22 protein-coding genes are annotated in these 21,713 nt (G+C 29.2%); 16 read left to right on the top strand and 6 right to left on the bottom strand.

Going from position 1 to position 21,713, the window contains the following annotated elements:
• The first annotated feature begins 3 nt into the window (after positions 1–3).
• Complete coding sequence (locus L8Y18_RS00255; RefSeq protein WP_263676046.1) at positions 4–603, top strand: MBL fold metallo-hydrolase; 600 nt, start codon at positions 4–6, stop codon at positions 601–603.
• Positions 603–884, top strand: coding sequence for a hypothetical protein (locus L8Y18_RS00250; RefSeq protein WP_133318838.1), 282 nt, complete (start codon positions 603–605; stop codon positions 882–884). Before L8Y18_RS00255 ends, L8Y18_RS00250 begins: the two co-directional genes overlap by 1 nt.
• A 23-nt stretch (positions 885–907) precedes the next feature.
• On the opposite strand, the gene L8Y18_RS00245 is transcribed toward L8Y18_RS00250, so the two are convergent.
• Complete coding sequence (locus L8Y18_RS00245) at positions 908–1,903, bottom strand: c-type cytochrome (RefSeq protein WP_263676044.1); 996 nt, start codon at positions 1,901–1,903, stop codon at positions 908–910.
• Positions 1,904–2,093: 190 nt separating this feature from the next.
• Here L8Y18_RS00245 and L8Y18_RS00240 point away from each other — a divergent pair, with 190 nt between their 5' ends.
• Genes L8Y18_RS00240 through L8Y18_RS00225 form a run of 4 tightly spaced genes read left to right on the top strand, consistent with a single transcriptional unit; the run spans position 2,094 to position 5,400 of the window.
• Positions 2,094–3,071: an agmatine deiminase family protein gene (locus L8Y18_RS00240; RefSeq protein WP_263676042.1), complete on the top strand. Its 978-nt coding sequence runs from the start codon at positions 2,094–2,096 to the stop codon at positions 3,069–3,071.
• Positions 3,068–3,982, top strand: coding sequence for a cation diffusion facilitator family transporter (locus tag L8Y18_RS00235; RefSeq protein WP_012661604.1), 915 nt, complete (start codon positions 3,068–3,070; stop codon positions 3,980–3,982). Before L8Y18_RS00240 ends, L8Y18_RS00235 begins: the two co-directional genes overlap by 4 nt.
• Entirely contained in the window at positions 3,951–4,823 is an 873-nt protein-coding gene (locus L8Y18_RS00230; RefSeq protein WP_039628382.1) for an N-carbamoylputrescine amidohydrolase, read from the top strand. Before L8Y18_RS00235 ends, L8Y18_RS00230 begins: the two co-directional genes overlap by 32 nt.
• A gap of 10 nt (positions 4,824–4,833) precedes the next feature.
• On the top strand, positions 4,834–5,400 hold the full coding sequence (locus L8Y18_RS00225; protein WP_263676040.1) for a DJ-1 family glyoxalase III: 567 nt from the start codon (positions 4,834–4,836) through the stop codon (positions 5,398–5,400).
• Between the two features lie 23 nt (positions 5,401–5,423).
• Here the strand turns inward: L8Y18_RS00225 and L8Y18_RS00220 are convergent, their stop codons facing one another.
• Positions 5,424–5,663 (bottom strand): SelT/SelW/SelH family (seleno)protein, encoded by a 240-nt coding sequence (locus tag L8Y18_RS00220; RefSeq protein WP_257396702.1) that lies wholly within the window; start codon positions 5,661–5,663, stop codon positions 5,424–5,426.
• Positions 5,664–5,766: 103 nt separating this feature from the next.
• Between L8Y18_RS00220 and dnaE the strand changes: the two genes are divergently transcribed.
• From dnaE to L8Y18_RS00195, 5 genes are all read left to right on the top strand, one after another.
• Positions 5,767–9,360 (top strand): DNA polymerase III subunit alpha, encoded by a 3,594-nt coding sequence (gene dnaE, locus L8Y18_RS00215; RefSeq protein ID WP_263676038.1) that lies wholly within the window; start codon positions 5,767–5,769, stop codon positions 9,358–9,360.
• Between the two features lie 67 nt (positions 9,361–9,427).
• A complete protein-coding gene (locus tag L8Y18_RS00210) occupies positions 9,428–9,856 on the top strand; it encodes a hypothetical protein (RefSeq protein WP_263676036.1) in 429 nt (142 codons plus the stop codon).
• Between the two features lie 9 nt (positions 9,857–9,865).
• Positions 9,866–10,693, top strand: coding sequence for an SIR2 family NAD-dependent protein deacylase (locus L8Y18_RS00205; RefSeq protein WP_263676034.1), 828 nt, complete (start codon positions 9,866–9,868; stop codon positions 10,691–10,693).
• A gap of 27 nt (positions 10,694–10,720) precedes the next feature.
• A complete protein-coding gene (locus tag L8Y18_RS00200; RefSeq protein ID WP_263676032.1) occupies positions 10,721–12,004 on the top strand; it encodes a DUF262 domain-containing protein in 1,284 nt (427 codons plus the stop codon).
• Positions 11,994–14,027, top strand: a complete 2,034-nt coding sequence (locus L8Y18_RS00195) for a DUF262 domain-containing protein (RefSeq protein WP_263676030.1) — start codon at positions 11,994–11,996, stop codon at positions 14,025–14,027. The genes L8Y18_RS00200 and L8Y18_RS00195 overlap by 11 nt, the downstream gene beginning before the upstream one ends.
• Before the next feature lie 16 nt (positions 14,028–14,043).
• Here the strand turns inward: L8Y18_RS00195 and L8Y18_RS00190 are convergent, their stop codons facing one another.
• Positions 14,044–14,340 (bottom strand): hypothetical protein, encoded by a 297-nt coding sequence (locus L8Y18_RS00190; RefSeq protein ID WP_263676029.1) that lies wholly within the window; start codon positions 14,338–14,340, stop codon positions 14,044–14,046.
• Between the two features lie 97 nt (positions 14,341–14,437).
• On the opposite strand from L8Y18_RS00190, the gene L8Y18_RS00185 reads away from it, so the two are divergent.
• From L8Y18_RS00185 to L8Y18_RS00165, 5 genes are all read left to right on the top strand, one after another.
• Complete coding sequence (locus L8Y18_RS00185; RefSeq protein ID WP_263676028.1) at positions 14,438–16,087, top strand: WG repeat-containing protein; 1,650 nt, start codon at positions 14,438–14,440, stop codon at positions 16,085–16,087.
• Positions 16,088–16,096: 9 nt separating this feature from the next.
• Positions 16,097–16,447: a hypothetical protein gene (locus L8Y18_RS00180; protein WP_012661594.1), complete on the top strand. Its 351-nt coding sequence runs from the start codon at positions 16,097–16,099 to the stop codon at positions 16,445–16,447.
• 76 nt (positions 16,448–16,523) lie between these two features.
• Positions 16,524–17,585, top strand: a complete 1,062-nt coding sequence (locus L8Y18_RS00175; RefSeq protein WP_263676027.1) for a PD-(D/E)XK nuclease family protein — start codon at positions 16,524–16,526, stop codon at positions 17,583–17,585.
• Positions 17,572–17,712, top strand: a complete 141-nt coding sequence (locus L8Y18_RS00170; protein ID WP_263676026.1) for a hypothetical protein — start codon at positions 17,572–17,574, stop codon at positions 17,710–17,712. The genes L8Y18_RS00175 and L8Y18_RS00170 overlap by 14 nt, the downstream gene beginning before the upstream one ends.
• Before the next feature lie 13 nt (positions 17,713–17,725).
• Entirely contained in the window at positions 17,726–17,896 is a 171-nt protein-coding gene (locus L8Y18_RS00165; protein WP_263676025.1) for a hypothetical protein, read from the top strand.
• 310 nt (positions 17,897–18,206) lie between these two features.
• Here the strand turns inward: L8Y18_RS00165 and L8Y18_RS00160 are convergent, their stop codons facing one another.
• The 3 genes from L8Y18_RS00160 to L8Y18_RS00150 all read right to left on the bottom strand — a co-directional run bounded on the left by L8Y18_RS00160 (position 18,207) and on the right by L8Y18_RS00150 (position 21,692).
• Positions 18,207–19,475: a WG repeat-containing protein gene (locus L8Y18_RS00160; protein ID WP_263676024.1), complete on the bottom strand. Its 1,269-nt coding sequence runs from the start codon at positions 19,473–19,475 to the stop codon at positions 18,207–18,209.
• Between the two features lie 29 nt (positions 19,476–19,504).
• Entirely contained in the window at positions 19,505–20,983 is a 1,479-nt protein-coding gene (locus L8Y18_RS00155) for a DUF2779 domain-containing protein (protein ID WP_263676023.1), read from the bottom strand.
• Positions 20,984–21,062: 79 nt separating this feature from the next.
• Positions 21,063–21,692, bottom strand: a complete 630-nt coding sequence (locus tag L8Y18_RS00150; protein WP_263676022.1) for a hypothetical protein — start codon at positions 21,690–21,692, stop codon at positions 21,063–21,065.
• Between the last annotated feature and the right edge of the window lie 21 nt (positions 21,693–21,713).

The following is a 21,713-nucleotide window of genomic DNA, read 5'->3' as shown; positions in this document are numbered from 1 at the left end:
TATATGCGTATTTTAAAACAACCATGTGGAATGTATGAAACAAATTGTTATATTATAGATCATAATAACAAGCAAATTATCATCGATCCAGGAGAAAATGCTTATAAGTTTATCAAAGAAAATACAAGCAAACCTTTAGCTATTTTAAATACCCATGGTCATTATGATCATGTTTATGATAATGCTAAAGTTAAAATGGCTTATGAAATTCCAATTTTTATCCATAAAGATGATGCTTTTATGCTAAAAGATCCTTTTAATTATGGTTTTGAGCATTCAAGTGCTGATGTATTGATAGAAAATGAAAATGAATTTAGTATAGATGAGTTTAAGTTTAAATTTCATCATTTCCCAGGGCATACTCCAGGGTGTTGTATGATAGAACTTGTGGGCAAAGATGTGCTTTTTAGTGGGGATTTTTTATTTTATCGTAGTATTGGTAGGTGGGATTTTCCTTACTCAGATGCAACTAAGATGAAAGAGAGTTTGCTTAAAATTTTAGCTTATGAAAAAGATTTTAAGCTTTTTCCAGGGCATGGAGAAGAAAGTTCTTTAAGAGAAGAGCAAAGTGCAATTCCTGCTTGGTTAAGGTATTTTCATTAATGGATAAGGTTTTATATTTTTTAAGTTTTTTACTGATTTTAAGTGCGATTTTGAGTTTTTTTAAACCCAAAGAAACAAAAAAGAAATTTTTTCACAAATGTCCATGTTTTAGAGCAGTAGAAAATGGTTTAATGAGTAGAATTTGCATTTATGCAGGAAGTTTTGGTTTTATGTATTCTGTGCTTTATATTGGTTTTGGAGTGTATGATAAAAAGCTTTTTATGATTTTGCTTTTATCTTTTGCGATATGGTATTTTGCTTGGGTTTTAAAAAAAGAATAGCTAGAATTAGCTATTCTTAAAAATTATTTTGTATTAATATATAAAGGTTCAAAAGGACCATAACGATGTTGCTCTATACTAAATTTATCATGTTTAGCATAAGGTTTTACATCCATATCTGCAGGTTTTACATCACGATCTGGAAAGTCTTTATTTCTATTCTTTTTAATAGGTCTTGGTTGAGAATTAATATAAGCTGCCACATCATAAGCTTGTTCTAGAGTTAAGGTTGCATCATCTTTTGGCATATTTGCTTTGATATAACTTGCAGCTTTGATAAGTCTATACATGCCAGCACCTGTGTTGTAACTATCATTTCCCCATAAAGCAGGATATATGTAATAACTCATACTAGGATCATTACTTTTTATCCCCTCTCCATTTTCTCCATGGCAGGCTACGCACTTATTTTGATAAATTTCTTTACCTTTTTTAGGATCTGCTGCTCTTTTTAAAAAGGATATTTTAGGTAATCCTTGTCCTTGTGTTTTTGCTCCTACTTCTATACCTTGAGAAATATAATGCATATAAGCAAGTATGGCTTTCATTTGAGGAGAGTTGTTTGGAAGCCTTTTGCCATTCATGGATCTTTCCATACAGCCATTAATTCTATCTTCTAGAGTGATTATTTTATCCGCTCTTGCATTATATTGTGGAAAGCGTGCATAAATTCCTACAAAACCTGATTGATTTTTTATAGTTCCAGCATTAGCATGACAGCTTGAGCAAGAAAGATTATTACCTGCATAACGATTTTTAGGATTTTTTGCTTGAGGTCCTATATAGTTTGTGGTGTAATTTAAAATTTTATTACCCAAAATGACTGCTTGAGTATAAGGTGAATTTGGAAGTTTATCTTCAATGATAATGCCATTTTCTATAGTATTTGGGACTTTCCATTGCGCACTTTGTAAATGGATACCTGTTTGCTTTTTTGCTTGAAGTTTTGCTTGATCAATGGCAAAAGCAGAACTCATTAAAAAAGATAAAGATAAGACAGAATATACAATTTTTTTCATTTTACCTCCTTGAACTTGTCTCATTTTCATCTTATAACTTGAAATTTAAAAAAATATTAAATGTTTTTAATGTAAAAGTATCTTTAAATACTACTATGCCGTTTTTAAAGATAAAAATGATATTATTAATATTTTTTAGAATATGTAATTAATGTTACCTTTTTATACATTTTATCAAAGGAAATTATCAATGAGAAAAAGCATAGCAGAATGGGAAAAACAGGAACTACTTTTACTTTCATTACCCCATAAAAATAGCGATTGGAGTCCTTATTTAGAAGAAATTATGCAAAGCTATGAGGAATTTATTAAAGCTGTGGCAAATTTTCAAAAAGTTTTACTTATTGCTCCAAGTGAAAAAGATTTTCAAAGATTTAAACATATAAAAAATCTAGATTTTTTTAAGTGTGATACTAATGATACTTGGATTAGAGATTTTGGTGCAATTGATGCGCGTGAAGATGATAAAATTATAGGGCTTGATTTTACTTTTAATGCTTGGGGCGATAAATTTCAAAGCACTTTAGATAATGCGGTAAATTCAAAGCTTTTTGCACAAAAATTATCTGGAAAATTAGAAAAAATTGATCTTATTTTAGAAGGTGGGAGTATTGATTTTAACGGGCAAGGAGTAATGCTTACAACGAGTGCTTGTTTGTTAAATGAAAATAGAAATTCACATTTAAATAAAGAGCAAATTGAAGCTAAGTTAAAAGAAATTTTTGGCTTAAAACAAATTATATGGTTAAATCATGGTTATATAAAAGGCGATGATACTGATCATCATATAGATACCCTAGCAAGATTTATCAATGAAAAAACCATTGCTTATTGTGTGTGTAAAGATGAAAATGATGAGCATTACGCACCTTTAAAGGCTATGGAAGATGAGCTGAAAAAAACAGGATTTGATTTATTAGAGCTTCCTTTACCTAAGCCTTTGTATTTTGAAGGTAAAAGGCTTGGTGCTACTTATGTAAATTTTGTTTTTGTTAATGGTGGTTTGATAGTGCCAACTTATAATGATGAAAATGATGCTTTGGTATTAGAAAATTTACAAAAAGCATGCAAAGATAGAAAAGTAGTAGGGGTTGATGCAAGGGTGTTTTTAAGACAAAATGGTTCTTTGCATTGTTCTTGTCAAAACCGCTATGAAGGTCAAAGATGAATTTACAAAAAAGTGCGACTATCATTGCAAGTGTATGTGCTATTTTTTTAGCTATTATAAAATTTGCAGTAGGTTTAGCTTCAGGTTCTGTTGCAGTACTTTCTAGTGCGATTGATTCTTTGCTTGATTGTGTGATTTCGGGTTTAAATTTTTTAGCTTTGAAAAAAAGCTCTCAAGGCTCTAGCAAGGAATATAATTTTGGCCTTAGTAAAATTGAAGCTTTAATGGGGCTTTTTGAAGGTCTTGTTATTAGTGGGATTGGGGTTTATATTTTTTATGAGAGTGTTTTGAAAATTCACAATCAAGAAAGTGTAGAAAAACTTGATCTTGGAATTTTTGTCATGGCTTTTGCTATGGCTGTGACTTTGTGTTTGGTGGTTTTTTTAAATTATGTTGCTAAAAAAACAAAAAGCTTGATTATAAAAGCTGATAGCTTACACTATAAAATAGATTTCTTGACTAATGCTTTAACGCTTTTAGCACTTGTGATTATAGCTTTTACAAATTATCATTTTATTGATGGATTATTTGGCATAGCTATAAGTTTATATACGATTTTTTCAGCTTTTAAAATCATTAAGGAAAGTTCTAAAATTTTATTAGATGTAGCTATTGATAAAGAACAAGTTGAAGTGATTAAACAAATCATAAGTGCAAATAAAGAAGTCAAAAGTTTTCATCATTTAAAAACTAGAAAAAGTCCTGATATGCTTTATGTTAGTGTGCATTTAGTTTTTGAACCTACAATATCACTTTTAAAAGCTCATGAGATTGGTGATGAGATTGAAGATAGCATAAGAGAACATTTTAAAGATGATTTTTGGAATATCCATATACATTTAGATCCTTATGATGATTCAGAAGAAGAAAGGAGTAAAAATGAAATTAGCGCTCATTCAGCAAGAATTTAAACAAAATAAAGAAAAAACTATAGAAAAAACATGCGAACTTATTAAACAAGCAGCAAAAGAAAAGGCTGAGCTTGTGTGTTTGCAAGAGCTTCATCAAACGCAGTATTTTTGTCAAAGTGAAAATACAAACTTTTTTGATTTGGCAAATGACTATGAAGAGGATGTTAAATTTTGGTCTAATGTAGCTAGGGAAAATAAAGTTGTTTTGGTAACTTCTTTATTTGAAAAAAGAAGTGCAGGGCTTTATCATAATACTAGTGTGGTATTTGAAAAAGATGGCTCCATAGCAGGCAAATACCGCAAAATGCATATTCCTGATGATCCTTGTTTTTATGAAAAATTTTATTTTACTCCAGGTGATTTGGGTTTTGAGCCTATACAAACAAGTGTTGGAAAGCTTGGGGTTTTAATATGCTGGGATCAATGGTATCCTGAAGCTGCTAGGTTAATGGCTTTAAAGGGAGCTCAAATTTTAATTTATCCTACCGCTATAGGTTGGTTTGATAAGGATGAAAAAGAAGAAAAACAAAGACAGCTTGAAGCTTGGATAGGTGTGCAAAGAGGTCATGCTATAGCTAATGGCTTACCTGTAGTAGCTATTAATAGAGTGGGTTTTGAAAAAGATGAAAGCGGTGTGGAAGATGGCATAAGATTTTGGGGGAATTCTTTTGTTTTTGGGGCTCAAGGTGAAGAGCTTTTTAGGGCTGATGATAAACAAGAGCTTTGTAAAATCGTTGAAATTGATATGCAAAGATGTGAAAATGTGCGTAGATGGTGGCCATTTTTACGCGATAGACGCATAGAATATTTTCATGAATTAAATAAAAGATTTATCGACTAAAAGGAGAAAAATGAAAAAAGTTTTAGTGCCTTTGGCAAAAGGTTTTGAAGAGGCTGAATTTATAGGTATAGCTGATGTTTTAAAAAGAGCAGGGGAGGCTAGTGGAAATTTAGAAGTAATTATTGCTTCGCTAGATGATGAGCTTTTAGTGCAGGGAGCTAATGGAATTAGCATAAGGGCTGATGTGAGTTTGACTAGTGTTGATCAAGAAAATTTAGATGCAATCGCTTTGGCAGGTGGATTTGAAGGTATGATGAATTTAAAAAACAATTCACTTATCATAAAAATCATACAAGATTTACATGCTAAGAAAAAAATCGTAGCTGCTATTTGTGCTTCACCTATGGTATTGGCAAAAGCAGGGGTGATTAATGGCGAGTTTTCTTGCTATCCTGGTTGTGAAGTGGGTATTGAAGGTATAAGAGTAAATAAAGCAGTTGTAGTAAATGAAAATGTCATCACAGCAGCTGGGCCTGCTACGGCTATTTTATTTGGTTTAGAGCTTGCTAAACATTTATGCTCAGAAGAAATTTATCAAAAACTTTATGAAGGTATGCTTGTTCCTTTAACAAAATAAACCCTCGCTGATGAGGGTTTAGCTTACATTTGTTTCATAAGCTTGGTAATTTCACCCTCATGAGGAAATCTATCTACTTCACAATTAAACAAGTCTTTTTTAGAGTAAATGATTTTACCATCTACTTCTACTATAAAATGACCGCCACCTTTTTCTATGGTAGAAATTTGTGCATCTTTGAATTCATTTTGTATTTCTTCTGCAACCCTTGCAGCTTGTGGTTTGTAATTTCAAAGATTACAATAATAAATTTTTACTTCCATTTTTTACTCCTTTTTTGAAAGTAAGCTATTATACATTTTTTATGCTTGTAAGTTTTAAATTTAAGGTTTTTTTTTATAATAATAAAAAAATACAAGGAAAAATATGAGCCAATTTACACATTTGCATTTACATACAGAATATTCTTTACTTGATGGAGCAAATAAACTCAAAGAGCTAGCTAAAACGCTAAAAGCACAAGGTGCAACAAGTGTTGCTATGACTGATCATGGAAATATGTTTGGTGCTATTGATTTTTATAAAACAATGAGAGCTGAAGGAATTAAGCCTATTATAGGGCTTGAAGCATATTTACATAATCACGATGATTTAAGTGATAAAAGCTCAAGACAGCGTTTTCATCTTTGTTTATTTGCTAAAAATGAAATTGGTTATAAAAATTTGATGTATTTGAGCTCGCAAAGTTATATACATGGTTTGTATTATTACCCAAGGATTAATAAAAAGCTTTTAGAGGCTCATAGTGAGGGTTTGATTTGCTCTTCTGCGTGTTTGCAAGGTGAGATTAATTGGCATTTAAATACCAAGAATGAACGAAATATAAAATTTGGCGCAAAGGGTTATGAGGGTGCAAAAGAAGCAGCTTTATGGTATAAAAAAGTTTTTGGAGATGATTTTTACCTTGAAATTATGCGTCATGGTATTGATGATCAAAAATTTATTGATGATTCTATCATCAAACTTGCTAAAGAGCTTGATATAAAAATTATTGCAACTAATGATACACATTACACTTTTAAAGAAAGGGCGGCTGCTCATGAAGTATTTATGTGTATAGCCATGGGGGTTAAGCTTGATGATCCAGGGCGTTTAAGACATGAGGTGCATGAGTTTTATGTAAAAACACCAGAGCAAATGAGCGAACTTTTTGCTGATATTCCTGAAGCCATCGAAAATACTCAAGAAATAGCTAATAAATGCAATTTAGAATTAAAACTAGGCGATCCAACCCCACCAAATTTTAAATTTACCCGTGAATATGCAAAAAAATATAGTTTAAATCTAGCACAAGAAGATCAAGAATTTAGCTTTGATAATGATGATATAGTTTTTGAGTATCTTTGTAAAAAAGGCTTAGAAGAAAGACTTCAATTTATCGATGAGAGTAAGCACCAAGAGTATAAAGATAGGCTTGATTTAGAAATTAGTATTATTAAAAATATGAAATTTTCAGGTTATATGTTAATCGTTCATGATTTTATCGCCGCAGCTAAGGAAAAAGATATACCAGTTGGCCCAGGGCGTGGGAGTGCAGCGGGGAGTTTAGTTTCGTATTGTTTAAAAATTACAGATTTAGATCCTATACCTTATAATCTTCTTTTTGAGAGATTTTTAAATCCTGAGCGTGTATCAATGCCTGATATTGATGTGGATTTTTGTCAAGATAGAAGAGGGGAAGTGATTGATTATGTGATCGATAAATATGGAGCTGAAAAGGTTGCACAAGTCATTACCTTTGGTAAGCTTTTAGCAAAGGGAGTAATCCGTGATGTAGCTAGGGTTTGTGATATGAGCATACCTGATGCGGATGCTTTGGCAAAATTAGTTCCTGAAGAGCTAAAAATTACTTTAGAAAAAGCCTATGAGCAAGAACCAAAAATAGCTGAATTTGTAAATTCTCATCCAAAAGGGCGTCAAGTTTGGGATTTTGCTAAAGCACTAGAGGGTTTAAATAGAAACGCAGGTATGCACGCGGCCGGAGTTGTGATATCTAATGAAGCTTTGTGGAATAAAGCTCCGCTTTTTAGACAAAGTAAAAACGATGAGCGTCATTTGGTAACGCAGTATTCTAAAGAATATCTTGAAGATGTGGATTTAATTAAATTTGACTTTTTGGGTTTAAAAACCCTTACAGTAATTGATAATGCGATTAAGCTAGTGAAAAAGCGTTATGGTAAAGATGTGATTTGGGAAAAGATTGATATGAATGATCCTAAGGTTTATAAAACTATACAAAGTGGTAATACCTTGGGTATTTTCCAAATAGAATCAGGCGGTATGCAAAGTTTGAATGCTAGGTTAAAGCCTGAAAGATTTGAAGATTTAATCGCGGTTTTAGCTTTATATAGACCAGGGCCACTTGATAGTGGGATGGTGGATGATTTTATCGATATCAAGCATGGTAGAAAGGCTGCAACATATGCATTTGATGATTTAAAGCCTATACTTGAAAATACTTATGGGGTTATAGTTTATCAAGAGCAGGTTATGCAAATAGTGCAAAAAATTGGTGGTTTTTCTTTGGGTGGAGCTGATAATGTGCGTCGTGCTATGGGTAAGAAAAAAAGAGAAATTTTGGACAATCTTAAAGCAGAGTATTTAGAAGGAGCTAAAAAACAAGGCTATGATGAGAAAAAGGCTGATGATTTGTTTGAGCTTATTTTGAAATTTGCTGAATATGGTTTTAATAAATCTCACTCGGCTGCCTATGCGCTTATAACCTTTCAAACAGCGTATTTAAAAACTTATTATCCAAGTGAATTTATGGCTGCGCTTTTAACAAGTGAAGAAAGCAATGTAGATAAGGTCGCAAAATACATTGAAGAGATGAAAAGAATGAATATCAAGCTTTTGCCGCCAAATATCAATAAAGCTCAAAGAGAATTTAGTGCAACTAAGCTTGAAGATGGTTCTGAAGCTATTATTTATGGGCTTGGAGCGATTAAGAGTGTGGGAATTCCTGCGATAGAAAATATCATGACTATTCGCAAGGAAGAGGGTTTTAGTGATTTTGATGATTTTATAAGCTCTATTGATCCTACTAAGATTAATAAAAAAACTATAGAAAATTTAGCTAAATCAGGTGCTTTTGATGAGTTTGGCTATACTAGAAAATGTTTGGTGGATAATCTTGAGCTTATTTCAGAAACAAGTAGAAAAATAGCTGAAGTTAAAAGAAATTCTACTGCTTCTCTTTTTGGAGAAGAAGAAATAGCCGCAGATATCAAAGTAGGGCTTCATGATAGCAAAGTAGAATTTGAGTTAATGGAAAAACTAGGCTATGAAAAAGAAATCTTAGGAATTTATGTATCAGGTCATCCTTTAGATAAATTTGCAAGTCAAATAGAAGGTATAGATTATTTTAAAAGTATGGATTTTGAAACACTCAAAGGCGAGGGTGAGCTTTTGGTTGTAGGAAAGATTGAAGATTTTAAATCAATGATGAGTAAAAGTGGTAAAAGATATGCTAAGGCTGTGGTTTTAGACTTTTATTCTTCTTTTGATATGATTATTTTTGAAACTCAAGTAGAAAAAGTTGAAACACTTTTTAAAGAAAGCAAAGATGAAGCCTTTGCCTTTTTACTAAGATATAAAAACAATGACAATGACTTAAGCTTTAGTTTAAATGAAATTTATACACTAGAAGAAGCAAAAGAAAATGAGCTAAAATCTTTTAGTAAGAAAAAAAGCTTTGTAAAAAAAGAAAACAAAGAAGAATTTACACAAGATCCTATGAAATTTGAAGAAAATATCATAGAACTTGACATTAATAAGCTTAGTAAAGATATGGTGTATGAAATTTATGATCTAGCTAATACAAGACATAATCCAAAAGATGCTAATAACAAAAAGCTTGTGCTAAAAGTGCTTGATATGGGTAGTTGCTTGCTTTATCATACAAATTTTGTTCTCTCGCAAGAAGCTATGGATGTGATAGCTCAAAAATGTAAAGGTTAAAATATAGACATTAAAAGTCCATTTTATATAGTATAATTATATCAATACAATATAAAAAGGATAAAAAATGGCTTTAGCGGTTGAAACTATTCAAGATTATACCATCCAAAAAGGTAAAAAATCTTTTTGGATGTGTTTTAACACTCCAAACAATGATTTTCATGTCAATAAAACAAAACATAGTGATTTGTTTGATAAAGACAAGACAGATTATAAAGCTAGAGATGAATTTTTAGCTTTTACGAAAGAAAATTTTCCAAAAACAAAACTAACTATGGTATTTGATACGGCTCCGGTGGGGTATTTGTTGTATCCTTATTTAGGTAGTCTTGCTGTTGATTGTGAGGAAAATGATGAGGTTTATAAGGCTATAAGCAAAAAATACGAAGATGAAAATTGCATGCCAAAATCCATGAATGCAGTTTTTTGGGAAATGAGCCTTGAAGTAACTAAAGAGCTACATGAGGCTAGGAAATTTGATTATGAAAATTTTTAAAGGTAAAAAATGCAAATACAAACTTATATAAAAGAAGCTTTAGACAAAGCAGAGGTAATCATCATCACAGCTGGAGCTGGCATGGGAGTAGATAGTGGTTTGCCTGATTTTAGAGGAAAAGAAGGTTTTTGGAGAGCTTATCCGCATTTGCAAAAACTAGGCATAGACTTTGAACGCATGGCTAATCCTACAAATTTTTATACAAATGCACAGCTTGCTTGGGCTTTTTATGGACATAGATTTAAGTTGTATAAAGATACTATACCACATAAAGGTTATGAGATACTTTTAAAACTTGCAAAAAGTAAACAAGATTATTATGTCGTTACGACTAATGTAGATGGACATTTTAAAAAGGCTGGTTTTGATGAGAATAAAATTTATGAATTTCATGGAAATATAAATTACTTGCAATGTTTTAATTATGCATGCGGTGATTTGATCTGGCAAATGCATGAGGAATTAGATATAGATATGGAAAATTTCAAAGTCTTATCTTTGCCAAAATGCCCTAGATGTCAAGGTTTAGCAAGGCCAAATATCTTGATGTTTAATGATGGTAGTTTTAATGATAGCCGTTATTTTTTACAAAAGCAAAGTTATAAAAACTGGCTTAAACCCTTAGAGGATAAAAATATCTTGCTTATAGAGCTTGGAGCTGGTAAAGCTGTACCTAGTATGCGTATGTTTAGCGAGGATTTTTGTAAAAAAGGCAAAACTAGAACACTTTTAAGGATCAATCCAAATGAGTGTGATTTTCCAAAGTTTTTTAGAAATGGCATAGGACTTAAGATGAAAGCTTTGGAAGCTTTGGAAATGATAGATAGCTTGATATAATAAGCTTAAAATTTAGAAAGGTTATAAATGAGTGTAAATTCTTGCGTTGTGAGTTTGAAAGAGTTGGTGCGTGGAAATAAAATTAATGATAGCAGTATTTTTGATAATGATTTTTCTTTAAACATACCTGATTATCAACGCCCTTATGCTTGGGGTATAGAGCAAGTTAAAATTCTTTTAAAAGATATAAGCGAACAAATAGATAAAAACCAAAAATATCTTTTAGGAAGTTTGATATTACATACAGAAAACAAAGAAAACAAGTTTAACATAGTAGATGGCCAACAACGTCTTACCACCTTGGCTTTGATTTTAAGAGTTTTATGTAAATGTAATTTTTTAAATAATGTTAAATACTCTCATAATGAGTCAAAATACCATATCAAAGAAAATTACGAGTATATAAAAGCTTATTTCGAAAGTTATAGTGATGAAAAACGTAAGTTTTTAAAATTTCTTTTAAAAAATATAGAATTTATCTGCGTTTTAGCTCCAAGCGTAGATGATGCGTTTTTGTTTTTTGATAGTGCAAATTCAAAAGGAAAAGGCTTAAAATCATACGATCTTATAAAGGCTTTTCATTTGCATTCTTTAGAGAAAAATCAAGGTAGTATGCTAGGTTATTATGCAAGGAAATTTGAAAATCTTGCAAAAGATGAAAGGAAAATCACTATTTTATTTGATGAGCTTTTAGCACCTGCTAGAGCATGGTTAAAACATAAAAGCATTAATGCTAATGATATTAAAGCATATGAAGAGTTTTGTAAAGAATTTTTTAGCGATAAATTCCTTTATAGCAAGGAAAATTTAGGAATTTTAAGTAGTTTTGCTAATGGGGTGGATTTTTTTGAGTATTTGTTTAAATACAATGAGCTTTTTGATAAATTATCAAATAATGCTTTATACCAAGAGCTAGATGAAATATATTACACAGGATTTATTTATAACAAATACATTTATGCCATTGCTGTGATGATTTATTTTTCTAAATTTCCAAATGGTAATAGTGATTATTTCTTGGCCTTGCTTGCAAGAGCTGCTTTTAGCTTAAGAGTTTATAGACCAAGTATTTATAGGGCTACTCAAAGAGATTATGCTTTAGAATTTTTAGAAAAAGTGTATTTTGTATCTTTTGAAGAGGAATTAGAGCAAAATTTACTTGATTTTATAGCTATAAAAAATGAAGAAGAAAGAAAATCAGTACAAGAACATGATGGTGGGAATAAATGGTATTTAAAAATAACTAAAGAAATTTATAAAAAACAACACATACAAAAGCATATAGTTAAGGAGAATGAAAATGGCAAATAATTCAACAAATAATCAAAATCAAGCAAGTGTTATAAATATTGAGAATATAGTAAATATTAATGATAAAAAACAAAGTATCTTTTTTGAAATTCCACCTTATCAAAGACTATATGAGTGGGATAAAGAGCAAATACAAACTTTACTTAATGATATAAAAACTAATGAAAGTAAGAATGAATACTTTATTGGCAATGTGGTGGTAAGCCAAAAAGATGATAAATACTTACTCATAGATGGCCAACAACGCTTAACAACTTTGTTTTTGATAGGATTTTATCTTTCTTATAAAAAATACAACGATTGGCAAAATTTTATTATAAACGATAATAAACTTAGAGTGTCTATGCCTATAAGAGAAAAAGAAGAAAAAGTTTTAAAGGAATTTGCTAAATTTTGTAGTGATAAAAAAGATGATAATAATTTATTCTTACAAGAAATTAAAAAATTTCCACAGGATATATGCCAAAACATACCACAAGCTTTAGAAGCTATAGTAAATTGGTTTAAAGAAAATATCAAAGAAGAAAATATCAAAGAATTTTCTAATTTTATTTATAAAAAAGTAAATTTTGTTTTTGTAGAATTAGCCCAAAATACTGACTTAAACCGCTTTTTTATCCGTATGAATAACCGCGGCAAACAACTAGAAAAACATGAAATTTTAAAAGCAAGATTGCTTTCTAAAATTACTAATAAAGATGAAAAAACTCTTTATGCTCATATATGGGATATTTGCTCACAAATGGATAATTATATCTTTCAAAAAGCTAGCGATAGAAAGATTTCTGAATTAGATGAAAGCAATAAAGATACTATAGATACTATTATAAAAGAATCATTTGATAAACCAAATCAAGACAAGGAAAACCAAGGTAAATTTAAATCCATAGTAGATTTTCCTACTTTTTTATTGCATGTTTATAAAATTTGCAATAAACAAGATATTGCTATAGACAAAAATAAGCTTTTAGAAATTATAAAAATAGAACAAAAAGAAATAGAACAAAAAGCTAAAAAATTCATAGAAAATCTTTTAAAATATAGAATTTTATTTGATTATTTTGTTATTAAAAGTCAAGATGATATGGAAAATTCTTATAAGATTAGAAGATTAACTAAAAAATATAGTACATACACAATCAGCGAAGATTCTAATGTTATGCCTGATCTTGCTATGGTGCAAAATTATCTACGTGTAGCAAGAAGTGGTATGTCTAATAATCATCATCACTGGCTTACTCCGTTTTTGAAAAAATTAGATAATTATTTTAGTAATTTCAAAAGTAATAATATAATATCTGAAATTGTAAAATTTTTTTCTAGTAATTTTAATATTACTAGCGAAAAATTTGAGAATAATGTAGAATATTATATAAAATTACTAATAAATAATGATAATCTAAAAGAATTTTATAAAAACACACAATCAGATTTAATACATTTCCTAGAAATTTTAGACACAGCTTTAGCTAAAGAGCAAGCAAGCATAAAAGATGATAAAAATGATCTGCTTGTAATTTCCAATTTCACTGAAGAAGATATTCCAAACTTAGATCGAGGAACAGCAACTTTGCATTATTGGTTTTATCGTTTGGAGTATTATTTGTGGAAAAATGCTGAAGTTAATGGCGATAAAGTTAAAATATGTGGTAAAGAAATGGATAAGAAAAAATTTGATAATTTCTATTTTAGAAGCTTAAATTCCATAGAGCATGTGCAAGCACAAAGCAAAGCAAATGAGAATGATTGGACTAATGAAAATATAGATAATTTTGGAAATTTAGCTCTTATTAGCTCTAGTTTCAACTCATCTTTGAATAACCATGATGTGCCAAGTAAGTATAGAGATTTTCAAAAAAGATATATGGATAATAAAAAAGCAGTTATATCTTTAAAACTATGGCTTATATATGCATTAGCTAATAAAGATGGCGAAGATAAAATCGCTTGGACTTTTGGTAAAGCACAAGAGCATAAAAGTCAAATGCTAGAAGTATTAAAAAATTCTTTTGAAAGCAATTAAGATAAAGCCTAAGGCTTTATCTTTTCATAAATTTAGCAAAGACTTTGTTTTTGCTTCTTATCTTACGAAAATACTCTTTTGATAAGATATCTTTTAAAATTTTAGCATTGTTGTAGCTTAGATTAGTTTTTCTTTGTATGTAAGAAATGGCTTTATTTGCTAAATTTTTCTCTCTTGATTTTTTTATCAAAGCCTTATCTAAAGTAGCTATTTTAGGCATGTTTTTGATAAATTCTATATATTCTTCTTTGCTTTCAAAGGGAGAATCTTCAAAACTAAATGGAACCTGACTTGGTATTTTTTTCTTTTTCATTTTTTCCTCCATATTTTTAAAATGATATTCTAGCATAAAATATAGACAATCTTAGTCTATAAAATTCTAATATAATTTCATTTTACAAAGGAAAGTGATGAAAGAAGTTAGGATTATTATCGATGATGAATTTGATCATGTAAGAGATTTTCAAAATGACTTTGCAGCGGTAAAAAAAGCTGGCAAGTATAGCTTTATAAATAGCAGTGGAGAATTAATTTGTGATTTTTTATATGATGAGGTTTTAAATTTTAGTCAAAATTTAGCAGGTGTTATGATAAATGACAAATGGGGTTTTATAGATACTAAGGCTAAGGTGGTGGTGGATCTTGTATATGATAATGTTTGTAGTTTTGTAAATGACTATGCTTTGGTGGAACAAAAAAAACAAAAAATGATTATAAACACAAAAGGCGAGATCATTTTAAAGACTGAATATGATGGCATTATAAGACTTAGTAATAAGCTTTTTAAGATCAAAAAAGGCGATGTGTTTGCATTGATCGATCAGAATGGAAATTTTTTAAGTGATTTTGAGTTTTTAAGTATAAAAAGACTAAATGAAAGATTATTTTTATACAAGCAAAAGATCAATGGCAAGTTTAAATGTGGAGTTTTGAATGAATTTGCAAAGCTTGTTTTAGAGGCTAAATTTGATGATATTAGCTTGATAAATGATGAGTATTTGCTAGTGTTTGATGGGTTTTTGTATGGTTTGTTTGATGTAAATTTAAATTGCATTTTTGAACCTATGTATAAGGATGTGAAATTTATAGCCAAAGATATGATCAAAGTCAGGGTAGGGACTAAATATACTTTGGTAGATAAAAACAAAAATGAGCTTAGTAAGAATAGTTTTGATTTTATGAAGATTATTGATGATGAGCTTGTTTTGTTTTTAGAAAATTCTAAATTTGGTTTCATGGATCAAAATGGGATGTTAATTTGTGAAGCTAAATTTGATGAAGTTGGAGAATTTGTTGGTGGATTAGCTTGCGTAAAGATAGCTAATAAATACGGCTTTATAGATAAAAATGCCAAAATCATCATCGATGTGATGTATGATGAGCTTAGGTTTTTTAGTGAGATTTTAGCAGCCTTTTGTGTAGCAGGAAAATTGGGTTTTATCAATACAAAAGGAAAAACCATCATAGAAGCAAAATACGATGATGTAAATAATTTTAGCGAAGGTTTAGCTGTAGTAAAAAAAGATGGTAAATACGGCTATATTAATAAAAAAGGAAAAATCATCATAGAAGCAAAATACGATGAGGCAAATAGCTTTAGCGAAGGCATAGCAAGTGTAAAAAAAGACAATAGATATTTTTTGATCAATCAAAATGATGAGATACTTTGTGAGCATGAGTATGAGTATATGTCTTGTTTTAGCTGTGGTTTGGCATTAGTTTTAACAAGTGATGGTTTTATTTATGTGGATAAAAATGCAAATATTGTTATAAAAGAGCATTTTGATGAGGCGTTTGATTTTAAAGAAGGTTTAGCACAAGTTTGTATAGATAATCAATGGGGTTTTATTAATACAAATGGAGAATTTGTGCTTGATTTGCAGTTTGAAAATGTAAATGATTTGGGCAATGGAATTTACGAGCTTAGTAAAAATGGACATAAATTTTACTTAGAATACAACGGAAAAATAACCCTTAATCCTTTTTCTCAAAGACAAATTGCATGTATAAGCAAGGATATAGGCTGGAGAATTTTAAGGTTGTTAGAGTTGAAAGAGTAAAGGAAAAATATGCGAGGAAATAATCTTAATGAAATGATAAGAATTTATGATAAATACATGTCTATTTATGGAGATGGCGATGTGTTTAGACTAGATGATGATGATTTATTGTATGCAAGTGAAATTTTAAATAAAGGAGGATTTTTTTGCTATGATGAGAAAATAGTTGATAGAGAGTATGATTTGATGTGTTATTTTGCTGTGATATTTTTACCTAAAAATGATTTAGCAAAACACGCTATTAAAATTTTAAAAACTTTGGAGAAAAATAGAGTTGGAGAACGCATGAAATTTTGGTTTTGCGATGATGAAAATTACGCTAAAATAAAAATTATTAGTTTATATATGGAAAGAAAATAAATATGGAAAAATTTTTAGAACAATTTAAGGAATTTAAGGAAAAAACAAATCAAACTACAATCCTTTATTAAAGGTTTTGCCCGCTCATGATGAGGTGAATTTGCATAGTGGAATTTTAAAATCTTTACTTGATCCTAGTGAAAATCATAAACAAGGAAGATTATTTTTAGATTTATTTTTAAAAGAGATAAAATTAGAAGGTTGGTTTAGAGAAAGTGATAATGTAAAAGTCTTAAAAGAATATAAAAATATAGATATTTATATACATAATGGCACTAAACACATTATACTAGAAAATAAAATTTGGGCGAAAGATCAAAATGAGCAAATTGCTAGGTATATAGATACATTAAATAATGGAGAAAAGAAAGATATCGCGGTGATTTATCTTACTCCATATGGCGATAGAGATCCTAGTGAGAATAGTTTAAATGGTTGGAATATAGAAAATGTTGAAAATGAATTATTCTTAAAAAGAGGCAACGATAAAGTGCTATATAGACAAATTTCTTATGAGAAAGAAATTTTAACTTGGTTAAAAAAATCTCAAGAAAAGGTTAAAAATTTTTGCAATTTAAACCAAACTATAGAATTTTACAAAGATGCTATAAATAATGTCATAGGCAATGGTAGTGATATAATAAGCTTTTTGCAAAAGGAAAGTAAAGTTGGTTTTGAACAATTGTTTAAAGATTTAGTTAATAATAAGTCAAAATTATTGCCAAAAATATCAATGTATGAAAGAGATTATATTATCAATAAGTTTTTAGAAGAAACTTGCAAAGTTTTTGATAATGATTTTAGCATTGATAATGGCTCAAGCTATATTCAATTTATACTCAAACCAAAGAATTTAAGTAATAATGATGTATATTTTGCTTTTGCTTGGTTTGATACTACAAATTCTAAAAATTGGAAAAATTTTGGAATCAGACTTATAGGTGATATATCACAAGGAGATAGAGAAAAAATTCAAGAGAAAATACCTGAATTTAACGGATACACTTTATCTGATTATATAGTTTTTGATAAAAATCCTACAGCAGGAGCAATACTAAAATTTATTGAAGAAAATAAAGAAAAAATCAAAGAATTAAATGAAAAATTAAACGGAGTAAAAAACAATGAAAACTCTTGATATTTTGCTAGAAAAATGGAATGATTTTCATAAAAACTTATGTAGAGAATTTATCCATCATGAGGTTTTTAATAATCATAATACAATAGAAGCTTTAAAAGAAGTGAAAATTATCATTGTGAGGTAAAAGCCAAGAGATAGTGCTAAATCCACAAGCTAAAATTCATATTTTAAGTTTTAAGCTCAGTGATGATAGAAAACTAAAAACAATCAATCAGTTTTTAAAAAACAATAAATACACAGGATGTTATTATGATGTCTTTTATACAAATGAGGCAAATGTGTATGAGGTTTTAAAAATCGAATTTTAATCCATAGTTTTAAGCTATGGATTAAGCTTTTAAAATTTTTATCATGGTTAAATTTACAGCATTTTAGTAAGGCTTGACGGAGAGCTTTTTTTCATTTTCACTCATATTTTGTACAGCTTCAAAACTTTACATAGCTTCGCTTTTATTATGGATTAAATTTAAATTTTTATAAGCTTGCTCCATATCAGGATTAAAGCTAGTAAAACTTTTTTATAAGACTTTTTTGCATTTTATAATAATCTTTATTTTTAAAAGGCTCCATAAGAACTTTGATATTTTTTTCTATATTTAACAAATGCTCGCAAACATTTTAAATCATATTTAGGTTTTTTAGTTTTAATTCTTCGCCTTTTTTAAGTAAAAATAAATTTGTATCAAGTTTTAGTATCTCATCATACTCAATCTCAATAACAATTTCTTCATTTTTATTTATCAAACCCCATTTTTCACCAAGCTTAACTTCAGCTAAGCCATCTTTAAACCCCAAAGCATTATCATATTTTGCTTCTATAGCTAAATTTCCTTGTTTATCTATAAAACCACATTTTCTACCAAGTCTAACATCAGCTAAACCTTCATTAAAAGAGTAAACTTCAACATACTTTGCTTCTATAACTAAATTTTCCTTTTTGTCCATAAAGCCATATTTTCCATTAAGCATAACCCCAGCTAAACCATCACTAAATTCTCCAACATAATCATACTTTGCTTTTATAACTAAATTTCCTTTTTTATCTACAAAACCCCATTTTCCATTAAGTTTGACTTTTACTAATTCTTCTTTATGATAACTAATTTCATCATATTCGGTATTTATGATTATCTCCCCTTTTTCATCTATAAAACCATAGCCACATTTTCCAATAATCTTAACTATAGCTAAACCATCACTAAATTCTCCAACATAATCATACTTTGTTTCTATAACTAAATTTCCCTGTTTATCTATAAATCCCCATTTTCCATCAAGCTCAACTATGGCTAAACCATCACTAAATTTTCCAACATAATCATATTTTGCTTCTATAGCTAAATTTCCTTTTTTATCTATAAAGCCATATTTTTCGCCAAGTTCAACTCCAGCTAAACCTTCATTAAAATTAAAAATATCATCATATTTTGTTTCTATAACTAAATTTCCTTGTTTATTTATAAAACCCCATTTTCCATTAAACATAACCCCAGCTAAACTTTCATTAAACTCCAAAATATTATCATACTTTGCTTCTATAGCTAAATTTCCTTGTTTATCTATAAAACCCCATTTTCCGTTAAGTTCAACGCCGGCCAAGCCATCATGAAAGCTGTTGATACCATCATATTTTACTTTTGTGATTAAATTTCCTTTTTTATCTATAAAGCCATATTTTGTTTTTGTACAACAAAATCCATATAAATCATCATTTAAGTGATAAATCTTGCCAGCAATTTTTTTTAGTATGTTTCCATAGATATCAAATAAAATTGAATCTTCTTTAAAAGTTGTTGCATAATACATTTTATCTTTTTTTATAACACCACAATCTGCTATTTTTTTACTAGTAAAATTCTTATCTAGTTTTAAAAGACTTGTTTTCATGTGTTTTCCTTTTTAAATTTGTATATTTGTTATTTTACAAGCTCTTCTAAATGTTTTAAAATTTTTACCATGGCTAAGGTATCAAGTTTGCAGTATTTTAGCAAGGCTTGGCAGTAAGATTTTCTTTCGTTTTCATTCATATTTTGCATAGCTTCAAAACTTTGCATAGCTTCGCTTCCATTATGGATTAAATTTAAATTTTTATAAGCTTGCTCCATATCAGGGATTAGAGCTGGTAAAACTTTTTTTATAGAATAACTTCCTTGCATTTTATAGTGATAATAATCTTTATTTTGAAAAGGAATCATAAGATCTTTGATATTTTTTTCTATATTTAGCAAATGCTCGCAAAATTTAGGAAAAGCAAGTGCTAAATTTCTTATTACACCTTTTTCAAAGCTTGCATTATAAGCAAGCACGCAAACATCTTTTGGTATATCATTGATCAAATTTTTTACAAGTTCATATCTTGGATCGATCCCGCATTCGCTTAAAAATTCTTTATGTTCTAACTTGTCTTTATAGTCTATATGCAAAGAGTATTGAAAAGGTATTTGCATATAAGGTTTTATGCCTTTAAATTCAGGCACAGCTTGCATAAAAGTTTCAAAGTCTAGATGATATATGGGATAGGTTAGAGTATCTAAGAATTTTTTGATATTTTCTTTGTTTATGTAGATTTCTTTATTAAGTGAGGCTTTGATTTGAATTTGTTGGTTTTCATTAAAGATGGATGGATCTTTTATATCTTTGAAATTGATTATATTTTTTTGATAGAGTTCAAATTTTTTATTTGCATTAAGCCTTGAAATGTTAAAAACATTCTCGTTTTCACATAAATTTCTTTGTTTAACCCAACAATACTCATATCCATCGCACTCATAAGGATCAAAACAATGTGTTCCTATGTCTATATTTGGCTCTTCATTTTTACTTAAAATTTCTTCAAAGTATTTTAAATTTTTTCTAACTTCTTCTTGGTTTTGGATAACTTTATCTGTGATGTCATTGAACTTAAAAAGTTGATTTATATCAAGAAAATCACCTCTATAGTATTCATTGTTTAAATGTATCAGGTTAACTTGTTTGATTTTATAATTTAAATTTGATAAAACATAATACTGCAAAGCACAATCATCTATATAAACATCTTTTAAAGATGTAGAGCTTTTTACTTCATTAATGATCATACCATCTTTAGTATTTTGTAAAATATCTATCATGATCAAAATACCATCATAGCAAAAAGTAGCTTCGTAAATTACCTCTTGGTTATTTTCTAATAATTTCTTAGTTTGTTCGTATTTTTCATCAAAAGAACTGCCTTCAAACTCTATCTTTACTCCATTTGGAAAAAGCTCACAAGCTAGCTCGCCTACTTTGTTACCAGTTTTAAATTTATCTGAAGTATTCTCTGGGGTACTTAGTACTTCATCTTTGTAAGTTTTTAGCCATAAAGACTTAGCACATTGTGTGCCTCTTGTGTATCTTGATTTTGAAAAAAACATTATTTACCTTTTTTTGTTGTTTTATTTGAATTTTAGTCTATTTTTTTTAAATAGGCTAGAGTATTATTTCTTCAAAGGTTTATCTCGCATTAGAGCATAAATTAGTCCGCTTGAAAAAAACAAAGCGTGCTAACGCATTTTGTTTTTCTTCTCTTCTTTGCGCTACGGTTTTAAGATTGCTTTTTCTAAAAACTGCAAAAATACTAAGTCTATACCATAATCCTAGTGCTATTTTTGAAGGTAGTATTAAAATCATTAGTAATGGATTGTTACGATTATCTCTTAGTGTTGTGTATGCTATATATAATACAACGCATGCCCATATAAAAGCAATGACACCCATAATCATTAGCGCAGTATCTCTTTCTATTCGCATTAGAAATAATGTCATAAAGATTATAAAGGCTAAAGGCAATACAGCAAATAATCCAACACACAAGCTAGGATCTATTGTATTTCTATATATAACTACCTTGCCTTTTAATCCATAATACACAAGCACTGCAGCTATGATGATATATATTAAGATAGCTATGGTGATGATTATTGTATTGGTATAATCTTCTTGAGCTATTTTTGTGCTTGTATTGTTATCTATGGTTTTTTCTATTGTTATATCTTGTTGTGCTGTTGTATAATTTGCTTCAGCATTAGTAAAATTAAAGCATATACACATTAACATGCTTAAAATTAAAAATAGTTTTTTCATTTTATTCCTTTGTTTTTGATT

This window comes from Campylobacter sp. CNRCH_2007_0968H (assembly GCF_025773245.1).
Classification (GTDB): Bacteria; Campylobacterota; Campylobacteria; order Campylobacterales; family Campylobacteraceae; genus Campylobacter_D; species Campylobacter_D lari_D.
Note: the sequence above shows the minus strand (reverse complement) of the source record. Positions and strands in the feature narration are given on the sequence as shown.

Bases quoted from the DNA above. Each gene is read 5' to 3' on its own strand.
- L8Y18_RS00255 (WP_263676046.1), top strand. From the start codon at position 4: ATGCGTATTTTAAAACAACCATGTGGAATGTATGAAACAAATTGTTAT.
- L8Y18_RS00250 (WP_133318838.1), top strand. From the start codon at position 603: ATGGATAAGGTTTTATATTTTTTAAGTTTTTTACTGATTTTAAGTGCG.
- L8Y18_RS00245 (WP_263676044.1), bottom strand. From the start codon at position 1,903: ATGAAAAAAATTGTATATTCTGTCTTATCTTTATCTTTTTTAATGAGT.
- L8Y18_RS00240 (WP_263676042.1), top strand. From the start codon at position 2,094: ATGAGAAAAAGCATAGCAGAATGGGAAAAACAGGAACTACTTTTACTT.
- L8Y18_RS00235 (WP_012661604.1), top strand. From the start codon at position 3,068: ATGAATTTACAAAAAAGTGCGACTATCATTGCAAGTGTATGTGCTATT.
- L8Y18_RS00230 (WP_039628382.1), top strand. From the start codon at position 3,951: ATGAAATTAGCGCTCATTCAGCAAGAATTTAAACAAAATAAAGAAAAA.
- L8Y18_RS00225 (WP_263676040.1), top strand. From the start codon at position 4,834: ATGAAAAAAGTTTTAGTGCCTTTGGCAAAAGGTTTTGAAGAGGCTGAA.
- dnaE (WP_263676038.1), top strand. From the start codon at position 5,767: ATGAGCCAATTTACACATTTGCATTTACATACAGAATATTCTTTACTT.
- L8Y18_RS00210 (WP_263676036.1), top strand. From the start codon at position 9,428: ATGGCTTTAGCGGTTGAAACTATTCAAGATTATACCATCCAAAAAGGT.
- L8Y18_RS00205 (WP_263676034.1), top strand. From the start codon at position 9,866: ATGCAAATACAAACTTATATAAAAGAAGCTTTAGACAAAGCAGAGGTA.
- L8Y18_RS00200 (WP_263676032.1), top strand. From the start codon at position 10,721: ATGAGTGTAAATTCTTGCGTTGTGAGTTTGAAAGAGTTGGTGCGTGGA.
- L8Y18_RS00195 (WP_263676030.1), top strand. From the start codon at position 11,994: ATGGCAAATAATTCAACAAATAATCAAAATCAAGCAAGTGTTATAAAT.
- L8Y18_RS00190 (WP_263676029.1), bottom strand. From the start codon at position 14,340: ATGAAAAAGAAAAAAATACCAAGTCAGGTTCCATTTAGTTTTGAAGAT.
- L8Y18_RS00185 (WP_263676028.1), top strand. From the start codon at position 14,438: ATGAAAGAAGTTAGGATTATTATCGATGATGAATTTGATCATGTAAGA.
- L8Y18_RS00180 (WP_012661594.1), top strand. From the start codon at position 16,097: ATGCGAGGAAATAATCTTAATGAAATGATAAGAATTTATGATAAATAC.
- L8Y18_RS00170 (WP_263676026.1), top strand. From the start codon at position 17,572: ATGAAAACTCTTGATATTTTGCTAGAAAAATGGAATGATTTTCATAAA.
- L8Y18_RS00160 (WP_263676024.1), bottom strand. From the start codon at position 19,475: ATGAAAACAAGTCTTTTAAAACTAGATAAGAATTTTACTAGTAAAAAA.
- L8Y18_RS00155 (WP_263676023.1), bottom strand. From the start codon at position 20,983: ATGTTTTTTTCAAAATCAAGATACACAAGAGGCACACAATGTGCTAAG.
- L8Y18_RS00150 (WP_263676022.1), bottom strand. From the start codon at position 21,692: ATGAAAAAACTATTTTTAATTTTAAGCATGTTAATGTGTATATGCTTT.